At 73.1% G+C, this 24,189-nt stretch carries 23 protein-coding genes and 1 pseudogene; 15 read left to right on the top strand and 9 right to left on the bottom strand.

Features of this window, described 5'->3' with window-relative positions; all coding sequences use genetic code 11:
* Positions 1-331: 331 nt before the first annotated feature.
* The 3 genes from ACZ7G3_RS04120 (at position 332) to ACZ7G3_RS04110 (ending at position 2,628) form a co-directional block, all read left to right on the top strand.
* Positions 332-1,240, top strand: a complete 909-nt coding sequence (locus ACZ7G3_RS04120; RefSeq protein WP_470923101.1) for a DUF3152 domain-containing protein — start codon at positions 332-334, stop codon at positions 1,238-1,240.
* A 68-nt stretch (positions 1,241-1,308) separates the two neighbouring features.
* Positions 1,309-1,743, top strand: a complete 435-nt coding sequence (locus ACZ7G3_RS04115; protein WP_470923100.1) for a PPOX class F420-dependent oxidoreductase — start codon at positions 1,309-1,311, stop codon at positions 1,741-1,743.
* A gap of 138 nt (positions 1,744-1,881) precedes the next feature.
* Positions 1,882-2,628 (top strand): DUF4142 domain-containing protein, encoded by a 747-nt coding sequence (locus ACZ7G3_RS04110; RefSeq protein WP_470923099.1) that lies wholly within the window; start codon positions 1,882-1,884, stop codon positions 2,626-2,628.
* Between the two features lie 22 nt (positions 2,629-2,650).
* Here ACZ7G3_RS04110 and ACZ7G3_RS04105 read toward each other — a convergent pair whose 3' ends face one another.
* The gene (locus ACZ7G3_RS04105; protein ID WP_426599785.1) at positions 2,651-3,187 is read right to left on the bottom strand and encodes a MarR family winged helix-turn-helix transcriptional regulator; all 537 of its coding nucleotides are present in this window, start codon (positions 3,185-3,187) and stop codon (positions 2,651-2,653) included.
* Between the two features lie 218 nt (positions 3,188-3,405).
* On the opposite strand from ACZ7G3_RS04105, the gene ACZ7G3_RS04100 reads away from it, so the two are divergent.
* Entirely contained in the window at positions 3,406-4,020 is a 615-nt protein-coding gene (locus tag ACZ7G3_RS04100) for a nitroreductase/quinone reductase family protein (protein ID WP_470923098.1), read from the top strand.
* 256 nt (positions 4,021-4,276) lie between these two features.
* On the top strand, positions 4,277-4,795 hold the full coding sequence (locus tag ACZ7G3_RS04095) for a hypothetical protein (RefSeq protein WP_470923097.1): 519 nt from the start codon (positions 4,277-4,279) through the stop codon (positions 4,793-4,795).
* 48 nt (positions 4,796-4,843) lie between these two features.
* Here ACZ7G3_RS04095 and ku read toward each other — a convergent pair whose 3' ends face one another.
* Positions 4,844-6,052 (bottom strand): non-homologous end joining protein Ku, encoded by a 1,209-nt coding sequence (gene ku, locus ACZ7G3_RS04090; protein WP_470923096.1) that lies wholly within the window; start codon positions 6,050-6,052, stop codon positions 4,844-4,846.
* Positions 6,053-6,132: 80 nt separating this feature from the next.
* On the opposite strand from ku, the gene ligD reads away from it, so the two are divergent.
* Positions 6,133-7,014: a non-homologous end-joining DNA ligase gene (gene ligD / locus ACZ7G3_RS04085; RefSeq protein WP_470923095.1), complete on the top strand. Its 882-nt coding sequence runs from the start codon at positions 6,133-6,135 to the stop codon at positions 7,012-7,014.
* Between the two features lie 209 nt (positions 7,015-7,223).
* On the opposite strand, the gene ACZ7G3_RS04080 is transcribed toward ligD, so the two are convergent.
* A complete protein-coding gene (locus ACZ7G3_RS04080) occupies positions 7,224-8,030 on the bottom strand; it encodes an NERD domain-containing protein (RefSeq protein ID WP_470923094.1) in 807 nt (268 codons plus the stop codon).
* A 227-nt stretch (positions 8,031-8,257) separates the two neighbouring features.
* On the opposite strand from ACZ7G3_RS04080, the gene ACZ7G3_RS04075 reads away from it, so the two are divergent.
* From ACZ7G3_RS04075 to ACZ7G3_RS04055, 5 genes are all read left to right on the top strand, one after another.
* Entirely contained in the window at positions 8,258-9,037 is a 780-nt protein-coding gene (locus ACZ7G3_RS04075) for a hypothetical protein (protein ID WP_470923093.1), read from the top strand.
* Positions 9,038-9,105: 68 nt separating this feature from the next.
* Positions 9,106-10,284, top strand: coding sequence for an ATP-binding protein (locus ACZ7G3_RS04070; protein ID WP_470923197.1), 1,179 nt, complete (start codon positions 9,106-9,108; stop codon positions 10,282-10,284).
* A gap of 154 nt (positions 10,285-10,438) precedes the next feature.
* Complete coding sequence (locus ACZ7G3_RS04065; protein ID WP_470923092.1) at positions 10,439-10,906, top strand: SH3 domain-containing protein; 468 nt, start codon at positions 10,439-10,441, stop codon at positions 10,904-10,906.
* Positions 10,907-10,949: 43 nt separating this feature from the next.
* Entirely contained in the window at positions 10,950-12,332 is a 1,383-nt protein-coding gene (locus tag ACZ7G3_RS04060) for an FtsW/RodA/SpoVE family cell cycle protein (RefSeq protein ID WP_470923091.1), read from the top strand.
* A gap of 16 nt (positions 12,333-12,348) precedes the next feature.
* Positions 12,349-13,806, top strand: coding sequence for a penicillin-binding transpeptidase domain-containing protein (locus ACZ7G3_RS04055; protein WP_470923090.1), 1,458 nt, complete (start codon positions 12,349-12,351; stop codon positions 13,804-13,806).
* A gap of 115 nt (positions 13,807-13,921) precedes the next feature.
* Here ACZ7G3_RS04055 and ACZ7G3_RS04050 read toward each other — a convergent pair.
* Positions 13,922-14,523, bottom strand: a pseudogene (locus tag ACZ7G3_RS04050) (Uma2 family endonuclease).
* 232 nt (positions 14,524-14,755) lie between these two features.
* On the opposite strand from ACZ7G3_RS04050, the gene ACZ7G3_RS04045 reads away from it, so the two are divergent.
* The 4 genes from ACZ7G3_RS04045 to ACZ7G3_RS04030 all read left to right on the top strand — a co-directional run bounded on the left by ACZ7G3_RS04045 (position 14,756) and on the right by ACZ7G3_RS04030 (position 18,089).
* The gene (locus ACZ7G3_RS04045; protein ID WP_426599796.1) at positions 14,756-15,694 is read left to right on the top strand and encodes an AurF N-oxygenase family protein; all 939 of its coding nucleotides are present in this window, start codon (positions 14,756-14,758) and stop codon (positions 15,692-15,694) included.
* A gap of 36 nt (positions 15,695-15,730) precedes the next feature.
* Positions 15,731-16,384 carry a TetR/AcrR family transcriptional regulator gene (locus tag ACZ7G3_RS04040; RefSeq protein WP_470923089.1) on the top strand — a complete coding sequence of 218 codons (654 nt, stop codon included), beginning with the start codon at positions 15,731-15,733 and terminating at the stop codon, positions 16,382-16,384.
* A gap of 115 nt (positions 16,385-16,499) precedes the next feature.
* Positions 16,500-16,823 (top strand): hypothetical protein, encoded by a 324-nt coding sequence (locus tag ACZ7G3_RS04035; RefSeq protein ID WP_426599798.1) that lies wholly within the window; start codon positions 16,500-16,502, stop codon positions 16,821-16,823.
* 105 nt (positions 16,824-16,928) lie between these two features.
* Complete coding sequence (locus ACZ7G3_RS04030; RefSeq protein WP_470923088.1) at positions 16,929-18,089, top strand: C40 family peptidase; 1,161 nt, start codon at positions 16,929-16,931, stop codon at positions 18,087-18,089.
* Here ACZ7G3_RS04030 and ACZ7G3_RS04025 read toward each other — a convergent pair.
* From ACZ7G3_RS04025 to ACZ7G3_RS04005, 5 genes are read right to left on the bottom strand one after another with little or no spacing between them, the layout of a single operon-like run.
* Positions 18,053-19,315, bottom strand: a complete 1,263-nt coding sequence (locus ACZ7G3_RS04025; protein ID WP_470923087.1) for a styrene monooxygenase/indole monooxygenase family protein — start codon at positions 19,313-19,315, stop codon at positions 18,053-18,055. The two genes, ACZ7G3_RS04030 and ACZ7G3_RS04025, sit on opposite strands and share 37 nt — an antisense overlap.
* Before the next feature lie 15 nt (positions 19,316-19,330).
* Positions 19,331-19,972: a GTP-binding protein gene (locus ACZ7G3_RS04020; RefSeq protein WP_426599801.1), complete on the bottom strand. Its 642-nt coding sequence runs from the start codon at positions 19,970-19,972 to the stop codon at positions 19,331-19,333.
* The gene (locus ACZ7G3_RS04015; protein WP_470923086.1) at positions 19,953-20,513 is read right to left on the bottom strand and encodes a DUF742 domain-containing protein; all 561 of its coding nucleotides are present in this window, start codon (positions 20,511-20,513) and stop codon (positions 19,953-19,955) included. Before ACZ7G3_RS04015 ends, ACZ7G3_RS04020 begins: the two co-directional genes overlap by 20 nt.
* Positions 20,510-21,013 carry a roadblock/LC7 domain-containing protein gene (locus ACZ7G3_RS04010; protein ID WP_470923085.1) on the bottom strand — a complete coding sequence of 168 codons (504 nt, stop codon included), beginning with the start codon at positions 21,011-21,013 and terminating at the stop codon, positions 20,510-20,512. Before ACZ7G3_RS04010 ends, ACZ7G3_RS04015 begins: the two co-directional genes overlap by 4 nt.
* Complete coding sequence (locus ACZ7G3_RS04005; RefSeq protein WP_470923084.1) at positions 21,010-24,069, bottom strand: sensor histidine kinase; 3,060 nt, start codon at positions 24,067-24,069, stop codon at positions 21,010-21,012. The genes ACZ7G3_RS04010 and ACZ7G3_RS04005 overlap by 4 nt, the downstream gene beginning before the upstream one ends.
* Positions 24,070-24,189: the final 120 nt, after the last annotated feature.

Below are 24,189 nucleotides of genomic sequence, written 5' to 3'. Positions count from 1 at the left end.
ACAGGTGCGAAACCAGCATCTCCCCGCCCCCCCCCTCCACACCCCCCCCCCCCCCCCCCCCCCCCCCCCCCCCCCCCCCCCCCCCCTCCCTCTCCCCCCCCCCCCCCCCCCCCCCCCCCCCGACGCACGTGTGCGCGTACGACGGCGGCGAAAGGGCTCGCGGACCTCCCGGGCCGCCGAAGGGTTGCATCGTCGGAACCGAACACCCGTGTGAGAAGGCCCACTTGTGTCCTGCGATGTTTTCGTACGCCCTTCCGGTTTGATCACACGTACAAAAGCACACTGGATTCCACTGTGCGCACCCCGCCGACCAGCAGAGAGGACGCACGTCGTGGGCCGATCCACAGCCCGCCGTTCCCGCCGGAGAAGCATCCCGGAGAGCGATGGGCGCGTGTCCCGCTCCCGCAGGCGGCGACGCCGCAGGTCCAACCGCATGGTCCTGGCCGGCCTGACCTTAGGCGCGGTACTGCTCGCGGGAGGCGCCGCGGTCGCCTACTGGCGGGACGGCCGACCCCAGGCGACGGACGACCAGGTGGCCGACGTCGCCGACGCCCTGGACGCCACCGGGCGCACGGCCGGTCCCGACGCGACCGGCGGGACGCCGTCCGGGTCGTCGAGTCCCTCCGCGTCGGCCTCGGCGAAGGCCTCGCCCTCCCCCTCCACCATCGCCATCCCCCCGACCGGCCCGGGCACCTTCGTCACCGCCGACGCCGACGGTACGACCGTGGGCACCGGCAGTCGCGTACGCCGTTACAAGGTCCTGGTCGAGAAGGGCATCGACATCCGGGCGAGCGAGGCCGCGGCCGAGATATCCGACGTGCTCGCCCACCGCCGGGGCTGGACCAACGACGGGATCAACTCCTTCCGGCTGGTCAGCTCCGGGTCGTACGACTTCGTGGTGAAGATCGCCACGCCGGGCACCGTAGACGAGATCTGCGGCGCCTACGGCCTGGAAACCCGCGGCGAGGTGAACTGCGCGGTCGGCACGGACGTCGTGGTGAACCTCAAGCGCTGGGTGCTGGGTTCCCCGCAGTTCGACGGCCCGATCGGCGAGTACCGGGCACTGATCATCAACCACGAGGTCGGCCACCGCCTCGGGCACGGCCACGAGACCTGCCCCGGCCCCGGTCGGCCCGCCCCGGCGATGATGCAGCAGATCAAGGGGCTCAAGGGGTGCGTCGCCAACGCCTGGCCCTACGACGAGGACGGTGACTACCTGAGCGGTCCCTCGGTCCCCTGAGCCAGCTGGTGGGGCGTTCGGCGGACGGTTCGCGGGACAGCCGGCGGGGCGGGGGCGATGATCGGCCCATGACCACCACATCTCGTTTCGACCCCCGCGCCCTGCTGGCGGAGAGCCGGCTCGGCGTTCTCGCGACGATCAAGTCGGACGGCCGCCCGCAGCTCTCCCCCGTCATGCCCGCCTACGACCCGGAGGCCGGCGTCATCCGTATCTCGACCCGCGAGGGGCTGGCCAAGACGGCGAACCTGCGCCGCGACCCGTGGGCCGCCCTGGAGGTGACCGCCGCGGACGGCAGGTCATGGGCGACCGCCGAGGGCGCCGTGTCCCTCACCGGGCCGGGCACCGACCCGCACGGACCGGAGGTCGAGGCGCTGGTGGCGTACTACCGCGCCGCCGCCGGCGAACACCCGGACTGGGACGAGTACCGGATGACGATGGTGTCCGACCGCCGGGTGCTGCTCACGATGACGGTCGAGCGCGTCTACGGGGCCGACATCGGCTGAACCCGAATCCGGTGCCCGAGCGGTGATACATCCGCCCGCGGTTTCCGTACCTCCTGGCGAACGAGTACGAGTAACGAGCACGACCACGAGTCGCGTGCGCGTCGCGTGGGCGTCGCTCGCGTCGCCCCTGGAGGCCTCATGCGCCTGTCCCGCAGCAGGATCGGAGTCGTCGTCCTGTTCGGCGTGATGACCCTGACCCTCACCGCGCTGGCCTTCCCCGCCGTGCTCGGTCTGGACAAGGCCGAGGGTGACCAGGACCGGGTCATCGCCGCCACCAGGTTCGGGCCGCTCACCGAGGCCGACCGCGACTTCGTGGTCAAGGTGCGGGCCGCCGGGCTGTGGGAGTACCCGCTGGGCGAGACGGTGATGGAGCGCGGTTCGTCGCCGGCGATGAGGACGGCCGGCGAGCATCTGGTCGTCGGTCACGCCGGGCTGGACGCGATGTGCCGCGAGATCTCCCCCGAACTGGGCATCACGCTGCCCAACCGGGCCTCCCCGCAGCAGGAGGGCTTCGTGGCGACGGTGGAGGCCAAGAGCGGCAGGGAGTTCGACTCGTCGGCGGTCAACATCATGCGGGTGACCCACGGCCAGATCTTCCCGGCGATCGCCAAGATCCGGGCCACCACCAAGAACACGCTCGTGCGGCAGCTGGCCGACCTGGCCAACGACACCGTCCTGGACCACATCACGGTGCTGGAGAAGACCGGGCTGGTCGAGTACGACAAGGTCGTCTTCCAGCAGACCGGCCCGGCGAAGCTGCCGAGGGAGAAGGTCACCCCGCCCCCTCCGCAGCCGGGGGAGCGGGTGCTGGTGCTCAAGCCGCGGCCCGACCTGAACGTGAACACGTCCTCCCCGACGCCCGCCCCCTCGCCGGCCGCCCCGTGACGCGCCGTACCCCCTGAACGCGTCAGGCGTCCCCGGCCGCGGGGACGTCCGCGGCCCATCCCAGCGGGTGCGACTGCGGGTCGTCCGGCGCCGGGGCGAGGGGCTCGCCGCCGGCCTCGCTGAAGGCGGTGAGTGCCTCGACGAGGGCCGCCCGCTGGCTCGGTGCGAGCCGTTCGACGATCGCGGCGATCTCGGCGCGGCGCCGGGCACTGACGTTCGCGACGGTGTGCCGGCCCTCGTCGGTGAGCCGGAGCAGGGTCTCGCGCCGGTTGTGGGGGTTGGTCTGCCGGTCGGCGAGCCCGGCCGCGATCAGCCGGTCGACCATGCGCATCGCCGTCGACGGGGCGACCTGAAGGTGCTCGGCGAGCGCGACCAGCTTGGTGGAACCCCTGGTGGAGAGCACCATCAGCATCCGGAACTGAGGCAGCGTGACCCGCTCCTCCACCTCGGCGAGCGACCGCGCGGAGACGGCCACCAGCAGTCGCGACGCGGCCAGCACGGCCCTGGTGACCGCATCGACATCGTCCAGGCCCCCGACGGGCATCTCACGCTCCGGCATGTGTCCTTTCTACCGTGCCGAAGTCCCTGCTCATCCAACTGATCGGAACAGAGGCCTCCGGACTGGCGCGAAAGGAGCGGCAGCCACTGCCCGTCCACCTTTTCCCTGTGCAAAGGTGGACGGGGAAGGCGGTTTCCGCCCCGGACCCGCCGCGGCCCCGTACCGGCCACGTACGGGTCGCCCGCGAGATCCCTGGACCCCGAACCCGGAGAGTGGCAATGGCACGCACGGACAACGCGTCCCGCCGGCCCCGCCGGCCCCAGCTACCCGTCGGCCGGCGGCGTACCGCCGCACGGCTGCCGATCCTCCTCTTCCGCGCGGGACTCGGGCCGCTCTTCGGAAAGCGGCTGCTCCTGCTGCACCACACCGGCCGGATCAGCGGCCGGGACCGCCAGGTGGTCCTCGAAGTGGTTGCCCACGACTCCTGCGAGACCGGCTCCCGTGCGACCGACCCCCGTGCGACCGACCCTCGTGCGACCGACCCTCGTGCGACCGGCTCCTGCGAGTACGGCTCCTGCGAGCCGTCCGGGCGGAGCTGGACCGTCGCCTCCGGTTTCGGCCCGCAGGCGGACTGGTACCGGAACCTGCGTCAGCAGCCCAAGACCGTCATCCAGTTCGGCAACCGCCACCACGCCGTCACCGCCCACTTCCTCCCCGCCGAAGAGGGCGCCGGGATCATGGCGGAGTACGCCCGCCGACGCCCGGGAACGGCCCGGCGGCTCTGCGCGTTCATGGGATTGGCGGTGGACGGCGGCGAGGCGTCGTTCCGCGAGGCCGGACGGGCCATCCCCTTCGTGCGGCTCGTCGCGGCCCACGGAGACCGCCGGCCATGACCAGCGGGCCCCGGGACCGGTGGCGGACGGAAGAATGCGGCCGGAGACCCTGGCGATCACTTTTTGCACTGTGCAATGATCCGACGGGACGGCGTCCTGCGGTCGCGTGCCGTACGGCGTCCGGGAGTGACGCCGGCACGGTGCCGCGGCGCGGAACGGCGCACCGGCCGCAGGCGGGCCTCGGCCCGCCCCGCAGCGCTCCCGCGCAGACCGCCGTACGCGCCCAGGAAGAGAAGAAGAGGGGAAGAGCAGGACCATGACCGCTTCCGGGCCGGGCAGCGGCGCCACGCCGGACGAGCCGGACGGAACGCCGTCCGTTCCGGAGCACGTCTGGCGGCAGTTCCTGGAGGACGACGAGCACGCCATCCGCGCCTCCGCCCCCAGAGAACCCGCCGCGCGCGAGCGGAGCCCGGGGTGGCGGCCCGGGCCGCCCTTCGACGTGGTCGGCGAGCCGTGGCACCCGGAGGATCCCTGGACCGGCCCGGCCTGGCGCGAGCTGGGCGGTCGCGCCCGGATCCGGCGGGCAGGCCAGGTGATCGGCACGGCCGCCGCGGTCGCCCTCGCCCTGACCGCGTGGTCGCAGCTGTCCACCGGATCCGGCGCCCCGGGCGGCGAACCGGCCGAAACGATCGGACAGCACCTGGAGGAAAGCCCGCTCCTGCCCACAGTGGCCTCCCTCGCGCCGACGACGTCCGGTTCCGCGAGCCCCGCGGTCTTCGAGCCCGCCCCGTCCGCCGTCCCCCGGGCGTCGCTCTCCCCCTGGCCGATCGGCTGAACGCTCGCCGACGAGCCGGTCCCGCGACGGTTACCGTCCCGGGAGACGTCAGGCGCTGCGCTTGCGGGACGCCGTCTTCCCTGCGGTGCTCTTGGTGGCGGTGCTCTTGGTGGCGGTGCTCCTGCCCGCGCCCGTCGCCTTTTCGCCGGTGGTCTTCGGCGCGGTGCTCTTCGCGGGCCGGGCCGATTGCGCCGCCGGCTTCCCGGTGGCGGAGGCCGTCGCCGTCGGCTTCTTCACCTGCGCCTTCTGCGTCTCCGGCGCCGTATCGGCCGTCTTCTTCCTCTCGGCCGTCTTCTTCGCGGCCGTGTTCTTCGCCGTCGTGCTCTTCGCCGTCGCGCTCTTCTGGGCCGTCTTCTTCGCCGCCGTCTTCTTCGCCGCCGTCGACGTCGACTTCTTGCCGCCCGTCGCCTTGGGCGCCCGCCGGGACGACGCCTCGCGCCGCGGCAGGGACGTGACCTCGGCCGGCCCGGCCGCTCCCCCGCCCCGGGACTCCCGTGCCGCGCGCACACTGTTCTCCAAGGCGGCCATCAGGTCCAGCACCTTCCCGGACGGCGCCGCCTCCGGGGCCTGAGGGGGCGCCTCACCGGCGGCCTTCGCGGCGATGACCTCCTCCAGGGCCTCGCGGTACTCGTCGTGCAGATCGTCCAGGTCGATCTCACCGAGCGTGGCCATCAGGGCGTCCGCGAGGTCCAGCTCCTGGTCTCGGACGGTGACACCGGCGTCCGGGGCGATGCCCTCGGGGGCGCGTACCTCGTCCGGCCAGAGCAGGGCGTGCATCGCGATGGTGTCGCCGACGACCCGGAGCATGCCGAGGCGCTCACGGCCCCGCAGCGCGAACCTGGCGACGGCGACCCGGTCGCTGCGCCCGAGCGCCTCACGCAGCAGCGTGTACGGCTTGGCCGCGGGGGCGCCGCTCGCCGCGAGGTAGTACGCGGAGCCCATCTGGAGCGGATCGATGCGCTCCTCGGGCACGAAGGCCACGATCTCGATCGAACGCGCGGTGGGGACCGGCAGGTGGGACAGGTCCTCGTCGGTGATCGGAATCATCGATCCGTCGGCGTCCTCGTAGGCCTTGCCGATCTCGTCCTGGCCGACCTCGCGGTCCTCCAGCTCGCAGACCTTGCGGTAGCGGATCCGGCCGCCGTCCTCCGTGTGGATCTGGCGGAAGGAGACCGCGTGGCTCTCGGTCGCGTTCATCAGCTTGACCGGGATGCTGACCAGGCCGAAGGAGATCGCGCCGTTCCAGATCGATCGCACGTGCAGCACACCCTTTCCAGTCGGTCGACTGCCGGATGACCGTCGGGCGGTTTGTCCGCGTTTCGTGAGATTCTCATGGTATGGCGCCTATCACAGAGGTGGAGGGGCGACGGATCGCCCTCAGCAACCTGGACAAGGTGCTGTATCCCGCGACCGGCCTCACCAAGGGCGAGCTGCTGCACTACTACGCGACGACCGCGGGGGTGCTGCTGCCGCACCTGCGGGACCGTCCGGTCTCCTTCCTGAGGTACCCGGACGGACCGGACGGCCAGGTGTTCTTCACCAAGAACGTGCCGCCTGGTACGCCCGACTGGGTCACCACGGCCGAGGTGCCCCGGTCGGAGGGACCGGCCCGGATGGTGCTGGTGCAGGACCTGGCGAGCCTGATGTGGGCGGCGAACCTGGTCACCGAGTTCCACACGCACCAGTGGACCGCGGACGATCCCGACGAGGCCGACCGGCTGGTGTTCGACCTCGACCCCGGGCCGCCCGCGACCGTCGTGCACTGCTGCGAGGTCGCACTGTGGCTGAGGGAGCGGCTGGCGGCGGACGGGATCGAGGCGTACGCCAAGACGTCCGGGGCGAAGGGGCTGCATCTGCTGGCCGGGGTGCGGGGGGCGTCGTCGGAGCGGGTGTCGGAGTACGCGAAGGCGCTCGCCGTGGAGGCGGAGCGGGCCCTGCCGAGGCTCGTGGTGCACCGGATGACGCGCAGCCTGCGGCCGGGGAAAGTGTTCGTCGACTGGAGTCAGAACGCCGCCCGCAAGACCACGGCCACTCCGTACACGATGCGGGCCCGCTCCGCGCCGGCGGTCTCCACGCCGGTGACGTGGGACGAGGTGGCCGGGTGCCGGCGGGCGGAGCAGTTCGTCTTCCGGGCGGAGGACGTCGGGCCGCGGGTGCGGGACCACGGCGACCTGCTGGCACCGCTGTTCGACCGACGGGGGGCGGCGGCGCTGCCCTGACCCACGGCCACCCACCCGCGACCCGAGACCCCAGCCCCTGCCGCCCACCCTCGACCCGCGACCCCAGCCCCTGCCGCCCACCACCGACCAGCGACCCGCAACCCCAGCCCCGACCGCCCACCCGCAACCCGCGACCCGAGGCCCGCACCCCCAACCCCGACCGCCCGCCCGAGCCCTCCGACCGCCCGGCCCTCGCCCGCGTCGGTCTCTCAGACGCGCGTCCAGGTGGCGCGGTCCCGGGCCATGGCGTGCAGGGCCTCCACGTCCGCCGGTTTGAGCATCCCGCCCAGGCGGGCGAGGTCCGGCAGCTCCGCGTCGGTGAGGACGCGGACCGAGCGGGGCGCGGCCGTGACGGCCACGTGCGCCGGGTCGACGAGGGCGAGGACGGGGTGCACCTCGGCCGTCAGGGCGTGGGAGGCCCGGTCGGCGTCGGCGCGGACCCGGCGCAGCAGCGGGAGCGGTTCGCGGCGGCCCAGCGCGACCAGCGGGTCGGTGATGTGGACGCGCTGCCTGCGGGCGGGCAGCGCGTGGACGGCGTAGAGACCGCCGGGGCCGATCACCAGGTGGTGGACGCGGTCGCCGCCGGGCAGCGGAACGGAGTGCAGGGTGTGCCAGCCGGCGCCGTCGAGGCGGTCGAGGGCCGCTCCCGCAGCCTGCTCGGCCGCCAGCGCCCGGCGACGCGGATCGGATCGCCGCAGCCGGTGGGCGGGGCCGGGGTCGCGTTCCAGGGAGATCAGGAGCGCCTCACCGGGCCGGTTGGGGGCGAGGTCGTCGTCCGGGTGCAGGGAGAGCCGGGCCAGCTCTGCGGGGGTCGGGACGGGAGGCGGGCCGACCGTGACCGGGCCGGTGAGGAAGGGGCCCAGGGCTTCGAGCACCTCGTCCTCGCGGTCCTCTCTCAGCAGGTTGACCCGGGCCGTCTCACGGTCGTACCAGGCGACGTTCCCGCCGTCCGGGAGGCAGACGTACAGCCGTTCCCGGCCGTGCCGCCAGGTCGGTATGACGCGCAGTCCGTTCATGCATCATCACCCCACGACCATGGGAACAGGCGAGGCGCTGCGGGGGCAAGAAGCCGGATACCTCCCGGGGGGGGCGGGCGGCCCCTCGGGGCGGGAACCCGGAAGCGTGGAGTGCCACACGGGCGTTCGGTGGCCCGATGCGTCGACACGCGGGCAAAATGGACGCCCGTACGTCTCGAACAGTACGTACAGGCCGCCAGTGACGATCACCGAACCCCAGGAGTGCAGTGCTCCCGAGCCGCCGTGGGCGCCCCGCCCGCGCCCACACCGCCCTCGCGCTGCTCCTGGCGACCGCGGCGGCCGGTGTGCTGGCCGCCTGCGGTGACTCGGGCGGGCTGCGCAGCGCGGGCGCGACACCGGCCGCGCAGAGCCCGGCCCGGCTCTGGCCCGACCTGACGCCGGCGTCGAGTCCGGCCTACGACATCGGCGAGGTGGACAACGAGGTCGTCAAGGGCGTGGCCGTGCCCGGCGGCGACATCCGCGAGGCGGATCCGGTGGCCGCCGTACGGGCCGAGATCACCGCGCATCCGGACGACTACGAGGGCGACGGGGCGCCGTACCGCGAAACGGCCCGCCGGATGGCGGACTGCGGCGCGGCCGGCGCCGTCGGTGCCGAGGGCGAAGGCGAGGGCGAGGGCGAGGACGGCCGGTGCCCGGTGCTCAGGCCGTACTACCGCGACCTGACCGGCGACGGGCGCCCCGAGATGACCCTGGGGTTCCGCCTGCTGCCCGAGCAGCTGACCGCCGTGCGCGTCTACACGGCCGAGAAGGACCGGCTGGTGCGGGTCATGTCGTACGACGACGCCGTGAGCGCGGTGGAACTGGCCGGGCGGGCGGTGATCGTCCGGTCGCCGTCGGAGGTCGCGGGCTACGAGTACCGGCTGCGGTGGACGTGGGACCCCGACCAGCGGGCCATGCTGCTCACGAGCGACGAGATGCTGCGCACGGACGACGGCGGGAAGCACACGAAGCGTCCGTCCGCGTCCCCGTCGGCGAGCGCCCGGTGAGGTTCTGGTTCGTCCTCCCCCGTTGGGCCGGTCCGCTCGCGGTGAAGGCCGCCGTCTTCATCACCGTGATGTGCTGTGCGCTCGCCGCGCTGCTCGGCGTCCTGGTGCACGTCTCGGTGACCGACCAGACCGTGGGCCAGGCCCGCGACGACGCCCTGTCCCGGCTGGGCGAGGCGACGCGGGCGTACGAGGCCGGGGACCCGCTGCGGCGGGGCGCCGGCGTCGATCCGCCGGGGGTGCCGGAGCGGCTGCGGGAGCTGGCCGCCTCGGGCCGGCGCGGCACGATGGTCACCGAGCACGACGGGCGCCCCACGATGTGGGCGGCGGGCCCCGCCGAGGGCGGCCGGATCCTCGCCGTACGGGTCGACCACACGCAGGGACAGCGCACCATCGACGGCCTGGACGGCGCCATCGTGTGGTCGTCGGCGCTGGCGATCGGGGCGACGCTGCTGGTCGGCGCGTTCGCCGTGACGCGGGTGACGCGCCGGCTGCACGCGACGGCGCGGGTGGCGCGGCGGATCAGCGCGGGCGACCTCGACGCGCGCGTCGACGACCCCCGGGCGAAGGATCCGACGCGCCCGCAGGACGAGGTGGCCTCGGTCGCCGCCGCGCTGGACTCCATGGCGTCGTCGCTGCAGGGCAAGCTGCTCGCCGAGCAGCGGTTCACCGCGGACGTGGCGCACGAGCTGCGCACCCCGCTCACCGGCCTGCACGCGGCGGCCGAGCTGCTGCCGCCGGGCCGCCCGACCGAACTGGTCCAGGACCGGGTGGCGGCCCTGCGCACGCTCACCGAGGACCTGCTGGAGATCTCCCGGCTGGAGAGCGGGCGGGAGCGGCTGGAGGTGGACCCGGAGGCGCTGGGCGCGCTGGCCGGGCGGGTGGTCCGGGGCTCCGGTACCGACACGCGCGTGGACGTCGTACGGGACGCGCGGGTGGAGACGGACCGGCGGCGGCTGGAACGGGTGCTCGGCAACCTCGTCGCGAACGCGCACCGGCACGGGCGGGCGCCGGTGGTACTGACCGTGGACGGGCCGGTGATCACCGTCCGGGACCACGGGGACGGCTATCCGGAGTACCTCCTCGCCCACGGGCCGCAGCGGTTCCGCACCGAGGGCGGGTCGAAGGGGCACGGGCTCGGGCTGACCATCGCCCTGGGGCAGGCGGAGGTGCTCGGCGCCCGGCTGGAGTTCACGAATCCGCCGGGCGGCGGAGCCCTGGCGACCCTGACCCTGCCTCAGCAGCCCTGACCCGCCCCTGGCGACCGGGCGGTTCCCGGCTGTTCCCGGCGGTTCCCGGCTGTTCCCCGATGGCGCAGTGCGGCGGGCGGTTCGTACGGTTCGCTCCTAATGTGGCGGTTAGTCAGCCGAAGATCAGATCCGTTCGCTCCCGGGAGGTACTCCCATGTCCTTGCTGTCCGCGCTGTCCCCGCGCTCACCACTCCTGCGCGGCCTCGCCACCGCCGTCGCCGCCGGCGCGCTCGCCACCGCCGTCGCCGTCACACCCGCCGTCGCGAACGACGAGTGGGGCGGCGGGGACTCCGGTTCCGGCAGCACCACCGCCAACCCCTCCGGAGGGAACGGAGGCGGGAACGGCGGCGACGAGTGGGGCGGCGGGAACGACGGCCGCCAGGAGCAGGGCCGCTACCGGGGCGTCGTCACGGCCGACCGGCTCGCCCTGCGCACCTCACCGGCCCGCGGCGCGGACGTCATCCGGTACGCCCGCCGGGGCGAGACCGTCCACATCTACTGCAAGACCCCCGGCGACAAGGTGAAGGGCAATCCCCTCTGGTACCTCCTCACGGACGGCACCTGGGCCTGGGGCGCGGCCCGCTACATCGACAACATCGGTCCCGCGCCGCGCTGGTGCTGATGCGAGCAACCCCCACACCACTCCATTTGGGTAAGTTCCGGACATGACCAAGGCCGGAACCGGAACCGGAATCACCGTGGCACAGGCGGACACGCCCGCTCCCGTCGCCCGTCTCCCCCGGCGCCGTGGCATCGAACTCGCGCTCATCCTCGTGGCCGTCCTGCTGTCGGTGTTCGGCTACTGCAACGTCGGCCTCGCCCAGCACGGCACCCTCCCGCCCGGCGCCGCCGGTTACGGCGCCGGGCTCGGCGTGCTCGCGCTCCTCGCCCATCTCGCGGTACGGCTGCGCGCCCCGTACGCCGACCCCCTGCTGCTGCCCATCGGCGTGCTGCTCAACGGGCTCGGCCTGGTGCTGATCTACCGGCTCGACCTGGAGACGCCGGGCGACCGGGCGGCCCCCACCCAGCTGGTGTGGTCGACGCTGGGCGTCGGACTGTTCATCGTGGTCGTGCTGCTCCTGCGCGACCACCGCGTCCTGACGCGCTACGCCTACGTGTGCGTCGCCGCCGCGCTCGTCCTGCTCACCGTGCCGATCTTCTTCCCGGCCGTGAACGGCGCCCGCATCTGGATCCGCGTCGAGGGCTTCTCCATCCAGCCCGGCGAGTTCGCGAAGGTGCTCCTCGCGGTCTTCTTCGCCGCCTACCTGGCCGCGAACCGCAGCGCGCTGGCGTACGCGGGGCGTCGCGTGTGGCGGCTCCAGCTGCCCACCGGCCGCGTCCTCGGCCCGATCGTGGCCGTGTGGCTGGTCAGCGTCGGCGTCCTGGTCCTGGAACGCGACCTCGGCACCTCGCTCCTCTTCTTCGGCCTGTTCGTGGTCCTCCTCTACGTCGCCACCGGCCGCACCGGCTGGATCGCCGTCGGCCTGCTGCTGGCCTCGCTGGGCGCGGTCGCCGTGGGCTGGCTGGAACCGCACGTGCACAGCAGGGTGGAGGACTGGCTGCACCCCTTCGCCTCGATCGAGGCCGGGCAGGGGCCCAACCAGCTCGCCCAGTCCCTCTTCGCCTTCGCGGCGGGCGGGGTGACCGGCACCGGCCTCGGCCTCGGGCACTCCGTCCTCATCGGCTTCGCCGTCAAGTCGGACTTCATCCTGGCGACCGCCGGGGAGGAGCTGGGCTTCCTCGGCCTGACCGCGATCTTCCTGCTGTACGCGCTGCTGGTGGAGCGGGGTTACCGGGCCGGCCTCGCCGCGCGCGATCCCTTCGGCCGGCTGCTCGCGGTCGGCCTCTCCTCGATCGTGGCGCTCCAGGTGTTCGTCATCGCGGGCGGGGTGACCGGGCTGATCCCGCTGACCGGCATGGCGATGCCGTTCCTGGCGCAGGGCGGCTCCTCGGTCGTCACCAACTGGGCGATCGTGGCGCTGCTGATCCGGGTCAGCCACGCGGCCCGCAGCCAGGCCGGCCGGGCCGACGGGCGGGCGGCACCGTGAGAGCCGGGGAGCTCCGGTGACCCGGCACATCCGGCACGCCGCCGCCTTCTGCGCGCTGCTGCTGGCCGCGCTGCTGGTGAACGCGGCCCGGGTGCAGATCGTCCAGGCCCCGGAGTACGACGACAACCCGGCCAACCGCCGCCCGGACATCGCCCGCTACCAGCAGCCGCGCGGCGACATCCTGGTCGGCGGCGAGCCGGTCACCGGTTCCCGGGACACCGGGGAGCACCTGCGCTTCGAGAGGACGTACCGGAACGGGCCGATGTACGCGCCGATCACCGGCTTCGCCTCGCAGGCGTACGGCACGACCCTGCTGGAGCACGCCGAGGACGGCCTCCTGTCCGGCGCCGACCCGCTGCTCGCCCCGCTCCCCCTCTGGAACGACGTCACGGGCGTCCACAACCCGGGCGGCGACGTCGTGACGACCATCAACGGGGCCGCGCAGCGGGCCGCGTTCGAGGGGCTCGGCCGGCGCAAGGGGGCGGTGGCCGCGATCGAGCCGTCCACCGGCCGCATCCTGGCGCTCGCCTCCACCCCGTCGTACGACCCCCAGCTGCTGTCGGGGAACAGCAGGGCCGCCACCCGGGCCTGGGACCGGCTGAACGACGACCCGGACAGGCCGATGCTCAACCGGGCCGTGCGCCGGACCTATCCGCCGGGTTCGACCTTCAAGGTGGTCACCGCGGCGGCGGCGCTGGACGCGGGCGCGGTCCGGGACCTCGACGCGCCGACCCGCTCCCCCGACCCGTACACCCTGCCCGGGACGCGGACCCGGCTGACGAACGAAGCCGACGGCTGCCGCGACGCCACGCTGCGCGAGGCGTTCGAGTGGTCCTGCAACACGGTGTTCGCCAAGCTCGGCGTGGACGTGGGCGTGACGGACATGGCGGCGACGGCCGAGGCCTTCGGCTTCAACGACGCCGGGCTGCGCGTCCCGTTCGCCGTCTCGCGGAGCACCTTCGACACCTCGGTGGACCGGGCGCAGCTCGGGCTGTCGTCGATCGGCCAGTACAACACGCGGGCGACTCCCCTGCAGATGGCGATGGTGGCGGCGGCGGTGGCCAACGGCGGTCAGGTGCGGTCGCCGTACCTGGTGGAACGGACCCTGCGGGCGGGCGGCAGCCTGGTCGCGACGGCGGGGTCACGGCCCTCCCGGGAGGCGATGCGGCCGAAGACGGCCGCGCTGCTGAAGGAGCTGATGACCGGGGTCGTGGAGAACGGCACCGGCGCGAACGCCGCGATCCGCGGCGCCACCGTCGGCGGCAAGACCGGCACCGCCCAGCACGGGGTGGGCAACTCGGGCACGCCGTACGCCTGGTTCGTCTCCTGGGCGCAGGGCGACGACGACCTGGAGCCGAAGGTGGCGGTCGCGGTGGTGGTCGAGGGCTCGGCGAAGGACCGCGACGACGTCAGCGGCAGCGGGCTGGCGGCGCCGATCGCGCGGGCGGTGATGGAGGCGGTGCTCGCCTCCTGAGACGGCGGCACCACGGCGCGAACGGCCGTACGCCTTCCCGCCGCGGACGTCGTTCCGGGCAGGGTCGTCGGTGCTGGAAGGCGGATGCGGTGCCGGAGGGGCTGGGCCGCTCGGTCTAGCGGCGGCGGTTGACGGCGGTGAGATCGATGTCGATGGGGAAGGGGACGGCGAGCTCGAGACGGTTGTGGAAAATGCCGGTGGGCACGTACGTCCTGGTCGCCTCGTCGAGTTCGTGGACGTAGACCACGGGGAGACCGTCGTTCTGCTCGATCCGCCAGAAGTGGGTGATGCCCGCTCGTGCGTACTTGCGGGGCTTGGTCTCACGGTCCCGGTCGACCGAGTCCTCCGAGACCACCTCGGCGGCCAGGATGACGTCATCGTGCAGGAGGCGGGTCTGCTTGGGCCCCAGGTCCGCGCCGGCGCGGGCCACCAGCACGTCGGGCTCGGGCCGGTTCCGGTCGTTGAGCGTCACCGTGAACTCTCCCGGTAGACCTCGAGGTCGTCCGGTGCCTGCTCGCAGAGGACCCGGTCCAGCAGACCGACCGTGCGCATATGGAAATCGGTCTGCGGACCCACGAAGACGAGACTCCCGTCGATCAGCTCCGTGTGCGGAGGCAGGTTGGGAAGCTCGTCGAGGTCGTCCGCCAGCCAGCCGCCCTCCGGCGGACGGGGCCACACGTAGTCGTCGTCCAGTCCGTAGTCGCGTGCGGCGCTCATGATCGCTCCCATGTGCCGGAGTCTGGCTGACTCGGCCAGCGTACTCAGAGCGAACGCCCATACGGCGCTCCACCGGGTGATCCCACACCGGGCCTTGACGCCCAGCCCACCTTTACTCCCGGTAAACAAGTCCCGCCCAAGGGATTGACGAGCTTACTGACAGGCAGTCTCATAAGACGAAGCGGTGAGAGTAACCGCGGGTAACCTAACCGTACGACGAGGTGGGACAGCCATGACGACCCTGACGGAAGCCGACGCGCTCGACGGCCTGCGCGACGCACTCGGTCTGCTCAAGGACCGGGAGCAGGTGGCCGAGCGGCTGCTCGCCTCTTCCGCCAAGCACTCCTTCGACCCGGACAAGGAGCTGGACTGGGACGCGCCGTTCGAAGAAGGCAAGTGGTTCTGGCCGCCGGAGCTGGTGTCGCTGTACGACACCCCGATGTGGAAGCGGATGAGCGAGGAGCAGCGCATCGCGCTCTCCCAGCACGAGGCGGCGGCGCTCGCCTCGCTCGGCATCTGGTTCGAGCTGATCCTCATGCAACTGCTGGTGCGGCACATCTACGACAAGGCCGCGACGAGCGCGCACGTGCGCTACGCGCTGACCGAGATCGAGGACGAGTGCCGGCACTCGAAGATGTTCGCCCGGCTCATCACCCGCGGCGGGACACCGTGGTACCCGGTGAGCCCCCTGCACCAGCACCTGGGGCGCCTGTTCAAGACGATCTCCACCACGCCCGGCTCCTTCACCGCCACGCTGCTCGGCGAGGAGGTCCTGGACTGGATGCAGCGGCTGACCTTCCCCGACGAGCGGATCCAGCCGCTGATCCGGGGCGTCACGCGCATCCACGTCGTGGAGGAGGCCCGGCACGTGCGCTACGCCCGTGAGGAGCTGCGCCGCCAGATGGTGACGGCCCCCAAGTGGTCGCAGGAGTTCACCCGGATCACCTCCGGCGAGTTCGCCCGCGTCTTCTCCGTCGCCTTCGTCAACCCCGAGGTCTACACGAACGTCGGCCTGGACAAGCGCGAGGCCCTGGCCCAGGTCAAGGCCAGCGGCCACCGCCGCGAGATCATGCAGACCGGCTCGAAGCGCCTCACGGACTTCCTGGACGACATCGGCGTGCTGCGGGGCGTCGGGCGGCGGCTGTGGAAGTCGTCGGGGCTGCTCGCGTAGCCACCGGACGGGGCCGCGCCGATTAGGCTGCGGCTCATGACCCCGCAGTCCTCCGCCCCCGCCTACCGCCGGCTCAGCGTCGAGGAGCGCCGCGTCCAGCTGCTCGGCGCGGCGCTCACCCTCTTCGCGCACCGGCCACCGGAGGACGTCTCCCTGGACGACGTGGCCGAGCAGGCCGGGGTCTCGCGGCCGCTGGTGTACCGGTACTTCCCGGGCGGCAAGCAGCAGCTGTACGAGGCCGCGCTCAGGTCGGCCGCCGACGAGCTGCGGCTGTGCTTCGACGAGCCCCGCGAGGGCCCGCTGCTCGCCCGGCTGGCCCGCGCCCTGGACCGCTATCTCGCCTTCGTCGACCAGCACGACACCGGCTTCAGCGCCCTGCTGCGCGGCGGCAGCGTGGCCGAGACCTCCCGCACCTCGTCCATCGTGGACGGGGTGCGCCGGGCCGCCGCCGACCACATCATGAGCCACCTGGACGTCGACGAGCCCGGCCCCCGGCTGCGGATGACCGTCCGGATGTGGATCACGGCGGTGGAGGCGGCCTCGCTGATCTGGCTGGACGAGGGCAAGGAGCCGCCCGTCGACGAGCTGCGGGACTGGCTCGTCGAGCAGTTCCTCGCCGTGCTGACGGTCACCGCCCGCCGCGACCCGCAGAGCGCGGCGCTGGTCGAGGCGCTGGCGGCGGACGTCTGACACCGGCGCGCGGACGTCCGACACCGGCGCACGGGCGTCCGACACCGGCGCACGGGCGTCCGACACCGGCGCACGGGCGTCCGACACCGGCGCGCGGATCGCTGACACTGGTGCCGTGAAGAGCGAAGACACCCCCTTCGAGGGTGGCCCCATGGACGGGCGGGTGCTGCCCGTGCTGGTCGGGATGACCGGGCACCCGCCGAAGACCTACCGCATCCCCGTGCCGGACCCGGACGGCGGCCCGCCCACCGTGCTCGTGTACCGGCGGGTGCCCCGGGACTCCCGGGGCGGGTTGCGGTTCGCGCGCTGGAAGTACGCGTACGACCCCGAGGGCAAGAAGGGCTCCGGCCGGAAGTGGCCCTGGTCCAAGCCGGACGCCAGGCCGGACACCGATCCGGACGCCACGCCGGGCGGCAAGCCGGACGACGCCCACGGGTGACCCCGTTGCGCCGAACCGCGCACACTCCGCGAGCGGAGTCCCACGACCCGTCACATGCTCGCCGTGCGGAGCGGACGAGCCGCCCCGCGGCCCGGAGGTGATGGCGTGTCAGGAAGGTTTCTGCGTCTGGTGTGCACGGCGGCGGTGACGGCCGGGATCGTTCTCGCGCCGGTGCCCGCCACGGCCGACCCCGACCCCGGCGAGGCCCGGCGCGACCGTTCCGTGGCCGGGCTGCTGACGGACCTTCAGCGGCTGTACCGGGAGGCGGAGAAGGCCACCGAGACCTACAACGGCACCGAGGAGCGCCTGAAGAAGCAGCGCGCCGAGGTGAGCCGGCTGGAGGCCGCGCTGGCCCGGACCCGGCTGTCCCTGCACGACAGCCGCGGCGCGGCCGGCCGGCTGGCCCGGCAGGAGTACCGCAGCAGCGGCAGTCTCTCCCCCTATCTGCGGCTGCTGCTGGCCCGCGACCCGCGGCACGCGCTCGACCAGGGGCATGTGATCGGCCGGCTGGCCCGGCAGCGGGCCGAGACGGTGGGCCGCCTGGCCGGAGACGAGCGGAAGGCCGGCGAGCTGGCCGAGCGGGCGCGCAAGGCCCTCGACGAGCAACTGGCCCTCGCGGAGCGGCAGGAGCGGCAGCGGGACGAGGTACGCGAAAGGCTGCACGCCGTCGAGGAACTGCTGGCCTCGCTCACCCCCGAGGAGCTGGCCGCGCTGGCGGAGTTCGAGAGCAACGGGATCGCCGAGGCGCAGCAGCGGCTCGTGGAGTCCGGCGCGCTCGGCGACGACGACATGCCCACCGCCGAGGGCGACCGGGCGGTGCGCTTCGCGGTGGAGCAGCTCGGCAAGCCGTACGAGTGGGGCGCGGAGGGTCCCGCGTCGTACGACTGCTCGGGGCTGACCTCCGTGGCCTGGGAGCGTGCCGGGGCTCCGATCCCGCGGACCAGCCAGGAGCAGTGGGCGCGGCTGGAGCACGTGCCGCTGGGTGAGCTGCGGCCCGGTGACCTGGTCGTGTACTTCCCCGAGGCCACCCATGTGGCGATGTACCTCGGCGACGGAATGGTCGTCCAGGCGCCGCGCCCCGGCGCCGAGGTCAAGGTCTCGCCGATCGCCGCCAACCCGGTCCTGGGCGCCGTACGGCCCGACCCCGGCGGGGAGCCGCTGCGGCGGTACACGCCACCGCGGCTTCCCGAGGGGGCGACGGACGGGTCCGACGAGGGGTACGCGGCCGGTTACGCGCCCGCGGCGCCCGAGACCTCCATGAGGTAGCCCTCGGTCTTCGCCGGGTCGTAGAAGAAGTTCTCGAAGTCGGCCGGGTCGTCGAAGCCGTTGGCGAAGCGGTCGGCGACGGGCTGGAGCTGCATGCCGGCGCCGATCAGGTCCAGGACGTGCTCGGGCGGCGGGGCGAGCATGGCGTTCGTCCACTTGGTGACGTGCTGGGCCGTCTCCCAGTAGCGGTCGAAGGTCTGCAGCATCCAGGCCTCGTCGAACTCCTTCTCCCCCTGCTCGAGGATGGAGGCGAGGTAGGAGGCGGCGCACTTGGAGGCGGAGTTGGAGCCCTGGCCGGTGATCGGGTCGTTGGCGACGACCACGTCGGCCACACCGAGGACCAGGCCGCCGCCGGGCAGGCGGCCGACCGGGTTGCGGACGGTGGGGGCGTAGCGGCCGGCCAGGGTGCCGCCGGCGTCGGTCAGTTCGACCTTGGTGGCCCGCGCGTACTCCCAGGGGAGGAATTTCTCCATGAGTTCCAGGGTCAGGGAGAGATGCTCCGCCGGGTCCTTGACGTCCTTGAAGGCGTCCAGCGGGCCGCCGGGTATGCCCTCCCAGAACAGGATGTCGGCGCGGCCCGAGAGCGTGAAGGTCGGCATGATGAACATCTCGCCGACGCCGGGGACCAGGTTGCAGCGGACGGCCTCCGTCTCCGGGTGCTCCGGGCGCGGGCCCATCCCGTGGACGTAGGCGACGGCGAGGGCGCGCTGCGGCTCGCCGTACGGGGAGCGGGAGGCGTCGCGGCCGAACATCTGCACCAGCTCGCCCTTGCCCGCCGAGACGAGGACGAGGTCGTAGGCGCGGGAGAAGTAGTCCAGGTCGCCGACGGCCGCGCCGTGGATGACGAGCTGGCCGCCGCGCTGGGCGAAGGTGTCCATCCAGCCGGCCATCTTCACCCGCTGGTCGACCGACTGCGCGAAGCCGTCGAGGTGGCCCAGCCAGTCGATCGCGCGCTGCGAGGGGCCCGGGTCGAAGGAGCCGGGGGCCGCCACCGAGACGCCGAGTCCTTCGATCTTCGGGGCCTGGGACTCCCAGAAGTTCAGCTGGAGATCGCGCTCGTGCTGGAGTGCCGTGTGGAACATGCACTGCGTCGACATGACCCGGCCGGTGCGGATCTCGTCCGCGGTCCGGTTGGACATCAGGGTGACCTCGTAGCCGTGCGACTGGAGGCCGAGGGCGAGCTGGAGACCGGACTGGCCGGCTCCGACGACGAGTATCTTCCGCATGCGGTGTTCCGTCTCCTACTCGGGGGTTTCGTCGAGCGCGTGGCCCACGAGGGACAAAAGGGTCTCGATGGCCGAGATCCGGCGGCGCGCGTCCATGATCATTACGGGTATGTGCGCGGGGATCGCCAACGCCTCCCGCACGTCCTCCGCCTCGAACAGCTCGCTGCCGTCGAAGTGGTTCACGGCGACGACGTACGGCAGTCCGCAGCTCTCGAAGTAGTCGAGCGCCGGGAAGCAGTCCTTCAGGCGGCGGGTGTCGGCCATCACGACGGCGCCGATCGCGCCGCGCACCAGGTCGTCCCACATGAACCAGAACCGCTGCTGGCCCGGCGTGCCGAACAGGTAGAGCACCAGGTCGTCGTCGAGCGTGATGCGGCCGAAGTCCATGGCCACGGTGGTGGTGAGCTTGCCCGGGGTGGCGGTGAGGTCGTCGGTCTCCTCGCTCGCCTCGGTCATCAGCGCCTCGGTCTGCAGGGGCGTGATCTCCGAGACGGTGGTGACCAGAGTGGTCTTGCCGACGCCGAAACCGCCGGCCACCACGATCTTCGTGGCTATGGGTGCCCGGGTGCGGTCCGTCTGCCAGGGCTGCACGGGCTCGTCCGTGTCGACGAGTGAGGAGACGCCGTAGGCGGCAGCGTCAGAGACGACGGAGTCCACTGAGCACCCTTTCGAGCAGAGCGCGGTCCGGGCGGCCCGTGCCGTGGCCGGTCCCGGTGCCGTACACACGGATCTTTCCCTGGTCCGCGAGGTCGCTGATGAGCACGCGGACCACGCCGAGCGGCATCTTCAGCAGCGCGGCGATCTCGGCCACCGTACGCATACGGCGGCACAGTTCGACGATGGCCCGCATCTCCGGCATCACGCGGGAGGTGAGGCTTCCTCCCCCACTGCCGAACGCGTGGGAGGTGCCCCCAGTCAGTTCCTTGCGCTCCTGGGCGGCTTCGAGCGCGGCGGTGCCGGCCGTGGCGCCGACGAACGTCTCGACGAGCAGGACGTGGCCGAAGCGGGTCCGGCCGCCGGTGAGCGAGTAGGGCCGTACCCGGGCGGGCTTGCGGTCGGCGCCGCGCACGGGGAGGGCCTTGGGGGGCTTCGGGTTCTTCGAGTTCTGCGGGAGCTTCGGGTCCTGCGAGTTCCGCGGGAGCTTGGGGTTCTTCGGACTCTGCGGGTTCTGCGGGTTCCTGCCGGGGCCCTTGCTCATCGGACACTCCCCGCCGACTCGGACTCCAGGGATTTCCGGAGCTCACTGCGGAGTTCGGGAGTCAGGACGTGACCGGCGCGGCCGACGAAGAGCGCCATGTGGTAGGCGATGACGCTCATGTCGGCGTCCGCGGAGCCGTGCACGCCGAGCAGCGAGCCGTCACTGATCGACATCACGAACAGGCTGCCCTCGTCCATGGCGACCATCGTGTGCTTCACCTTGCCGAAGTCCACCATCCGGGCGGCGCCGACGGTCAGGCTGCCGACGCCGGAGACGACGGTGGCGAGGTCGGCGGCCGAACCGCGCGGGCTGGTGCGGCGCACGGTCTGGAGCTCGCGGGCCGCGTCGATGCGTTCCTGGTCGGAGGAGAGCAGGAGCAGGCCGTCGGAGGAGACCACCGCGACCGAGAGGATGCCGGGCACCTCCTCGACCAGGTTGGTCAGCAGCCAGTGCAGATTGCGAGCTTCATGACTGAGTCCGAAGGTACTGGGAGCGGTCAACTGCTTGCCTCCTCGACAGTGCCCCCCGTGGCTTCCTCGGTTGTCCCTGTTGCGGCGTCCGGCGCCTGGTTCCGTCCGGTCCGGTCGGTGATCTCCGCCTCGGCGTCGCGGCGACCGGCCTCCGCCCCCCGGCGGAATCCTCCCAGGCGGCGGCGGAGCGCGTCGGCGTCCACCGAGCCCGCCGTGCGCGGCCCGGGGACCGCCACGGGTGTGCTGATCCTGGGGGTCCGCTTGGGCAGGCCCTTGTCGGTGACGGGCTCGTCCGGTTCGGCGTCGTCGGTGTTCCCGGCGCCCTCGGCCCGGGCGGTGTCCTCGGCCCGCATGGTGCCCTCGGCCCGCGTGGTGTCCTCGTCCGGCGCGCGGTCGTGGGCGTCGGGGCCGATGGCGTAGGGGTCGGGGTCGGGTGTGGACTCCGGTTCGGGTGTCCGGGCCGCCTCCGCCCGTGCCTGCGCCTGCGCCTGGGTCGGCAGCAGGAGGGCCATCGTGGTGTCGTCGGGGAGGTCGCGTCCGGGGACGGCCCCGGCCTCGGGGGCCTCCGCCGCCTCGGGAGCCTTCGCCTCGTCGGTCTCCGTCTTCCGGGCGGGCTCCGGGTCGGCCGCGTCGGCCAAGGCATCGCGGTCATCGGGCGCCTCGGGCGCTTCGGGCTCACCGGACGCCTCGGGGCGAGTGTCCTCCGCCTTTTCGGCTTCGGCCACGCCCGTCCCGTCGGTCCCGTCGGTCCCGTCGTTCCCCTCGGTCCCGTCCGTCCCCTCCGGCTCGTCGGCCTCCGCGCGTCGTACGGACTGTTCCGCCGAGGCGACGAGCGGGTCCGTGTCCTTCTCCACACGGCCGCGCAGGACGTTGGAGTTGGCCTCCGCGTCCGCGCCCGGCAGGGAGAAGGTCCCCGTGCCCTCGGAGGTCGGCAGGGTCGGGACGAGCGCCGCCGGCGGTGCCTCGGCGAGCAGGGTGTCCGGCAGGACCACGACGGCCGCGACACCGCCCTGCTTCTGCTCCCGCAGCCGCACGCGCGCCCCGTGCCGGTGGGCGAGCCGGGCCACCACGTACAGGCCCAGCCCGCAACCGTCCTCGCCCTCCTGGTCGTAGGGCGCGTCGGGGTCGAAGTCGGTGAGGCGGGCGTTGAGGCGCTCGAGGCGCTCGGTGGCCATGCCGATGCCCTCGTCCTGGACGGAGAGCATCACCTCGCCGTTCTCCAGCAGCCAGCCGGAGATCTCGACGGGCAGGTCCGGCGGCGAGAAGGAGGTGGCGTTCTCCAACAGCTCGGCCAGCAGGTGGGAGAGGTCGTCGGCCGCGAACCCGGCCACGTGCGCGTGCGGCGGCAGCGCGGCGATGCGGACGCGCTCGTACCGCTCGATCTCGCTGACCGCGGCGCGGACCACGTCGACCAGCGGCACCGGTCCGGCACTGTGCTGGACGTGCTCGGTGCCGGCGAGGACGAGGAGGTTCTCGCTGTACCGGCGCATGACGGTGGCGAAGTGGTCGAGCTTGAACAGGGTGGAGAGGCGCTCCGGGTCCTGCTCGCGCTCCTCGAGGCTTTCGATGACCGCGAGCTGCCGCTCGACCAGGCCGAGGGTGCGCAGCGCGAGGTTCACGAAGGCCCCGCCGATGCTCTTGCGCACCACGTCCAGCTGGGCGGCCGACTCGGCGAGTTCGGCGCGCAGTTCCTCGCGGGCGTCGGCCATCTTCTGCCGTTGGCCGACGAGGTGCTTGCGGTCGGCCTCGAGTGTGTTGACGCGGTCGGCGAGCGTGACGGCGTGCGCGTGCAGGGCGTTGACGGAGCGGACGACCTGGGCGAACTCGTCGTTGCGGCCGGTGAAGGTGACGGCCTCCTCGGCCGTCGGGTCCTGCGCGCCGGCCAGCCGGGCCGAGCCGCGGCGCAGCACCGAGAGCGGGCGGGTGAGGGTGCGGGCCATGGCGGTGGCGATGCCGACGGCCAGCAGGATCAGCGCGCCGAGGGCGGCGATCCGGATCTCCAGCGCGGTGACGTCGTCGTCGCGCAACTGCTCCAGGTCCGTGGTGCGCTTCTCGTAGAGGGCGGACTCGGCGCCGCGCATGGCGTCGACGCGGGCGGAGAGCGCGGCGTCCAGCCTCTTGGTGCTGGTCCGGAGGTCGTTGTCGGAGAGCGTCGGCTCGTTCGTGAGGCCGGCGAGGTACTTCTCGGCGGAGTTGATCTCCGGGCCGGCGACCGTGGAGTCGAAGCTGTCCCGCGCCTCCTTGGGCGCGCCCTCGCGGAAGTCGGCGAGGGCCGCGTCGGAGCGCACCCGGGCCTGCTGGGCGGCGGCGGCGAGCGCGTCGCGCTGCTCGGCGTCGGCGTCCGAGGACGTGGTCGTCTCGGTCGGCAGACCCGTGATCGGGTCGATGACGGTCTCGGTACTGCTCGGCACGTTCAGGGCGGCGAGCAGCAGGCCGCGGGTGGCGGAGGCCTGCTGGACCGCGGTGTCCAGTTCGGCGAGGGCGTACGCCCCGGCGCCCGCGCGGGGCGGCATCCGCTCGGCCAGCTCCTCGGCCAGCGCGTGGAGTTCGGCGATCGCCTCCGAGTACGCCTCGTGCGCCTGCAGAGCGGTGCTCTTGCCGGTGAGCGCCGCCCGGCGCAGTGCCGCGACGGCGTCGAGGTCCTCACGCAGGGAGGCGGGCGTGTCGGTGTCGGCGCGCAGTTCCTCCACCTGCCGGTCGACGCGGGCGCTGCGCTGCTCGGAGGGCGCCTTGGACTTCGGGCGGCCGGCCGCGATGTAGGGGGTGACCTCGTCGCGCTCGTCGGCCAGGGAGTGGGCGAGGGTCAGCGCGCCCTGGGTCCGCTCGGCGAGCGTCACCAGTTCCTGGGAGTCGTGCAGGTGGCCGGAGGCGGCCACGACCGACGGTGCTCCGGCTCCGGCGACGGCGGCGGCCACGACCGCCGCGGCGACGATGAGGCGGTTGCGTACGTGGGTCGGACGCCCCTTGCCGACGGGGGCCTGGGGCGGCGCCGGGGTGGAGGTACCGGGGGTGCGCTCCGCGCTCCCCGCGGGGGCCGTCTGCTTGCCTGTGCGACGAGGCCGCGTCTTCTGCACCGGTGCTCGCATTCCTGACTCGTGTACCCGTGGGCCCGGGTGGCGCTCCGTCAACTGGCCGGTCGGCGCGTGCGCCCTCCGCCACGCTCTGGGCTGTCCCCAGGCCGCCGACTGCGCGTCGGACGGGGTGAC

It is taken from the genome of Streptomyces sp. NPDC037271 (genome assembly GCF_055603605.1).
The sequence above is the reverse complement of the archived record's forward strand: the minus strand, read 5'-3'. Positions and strand labels throughout refer to the sequence as shown.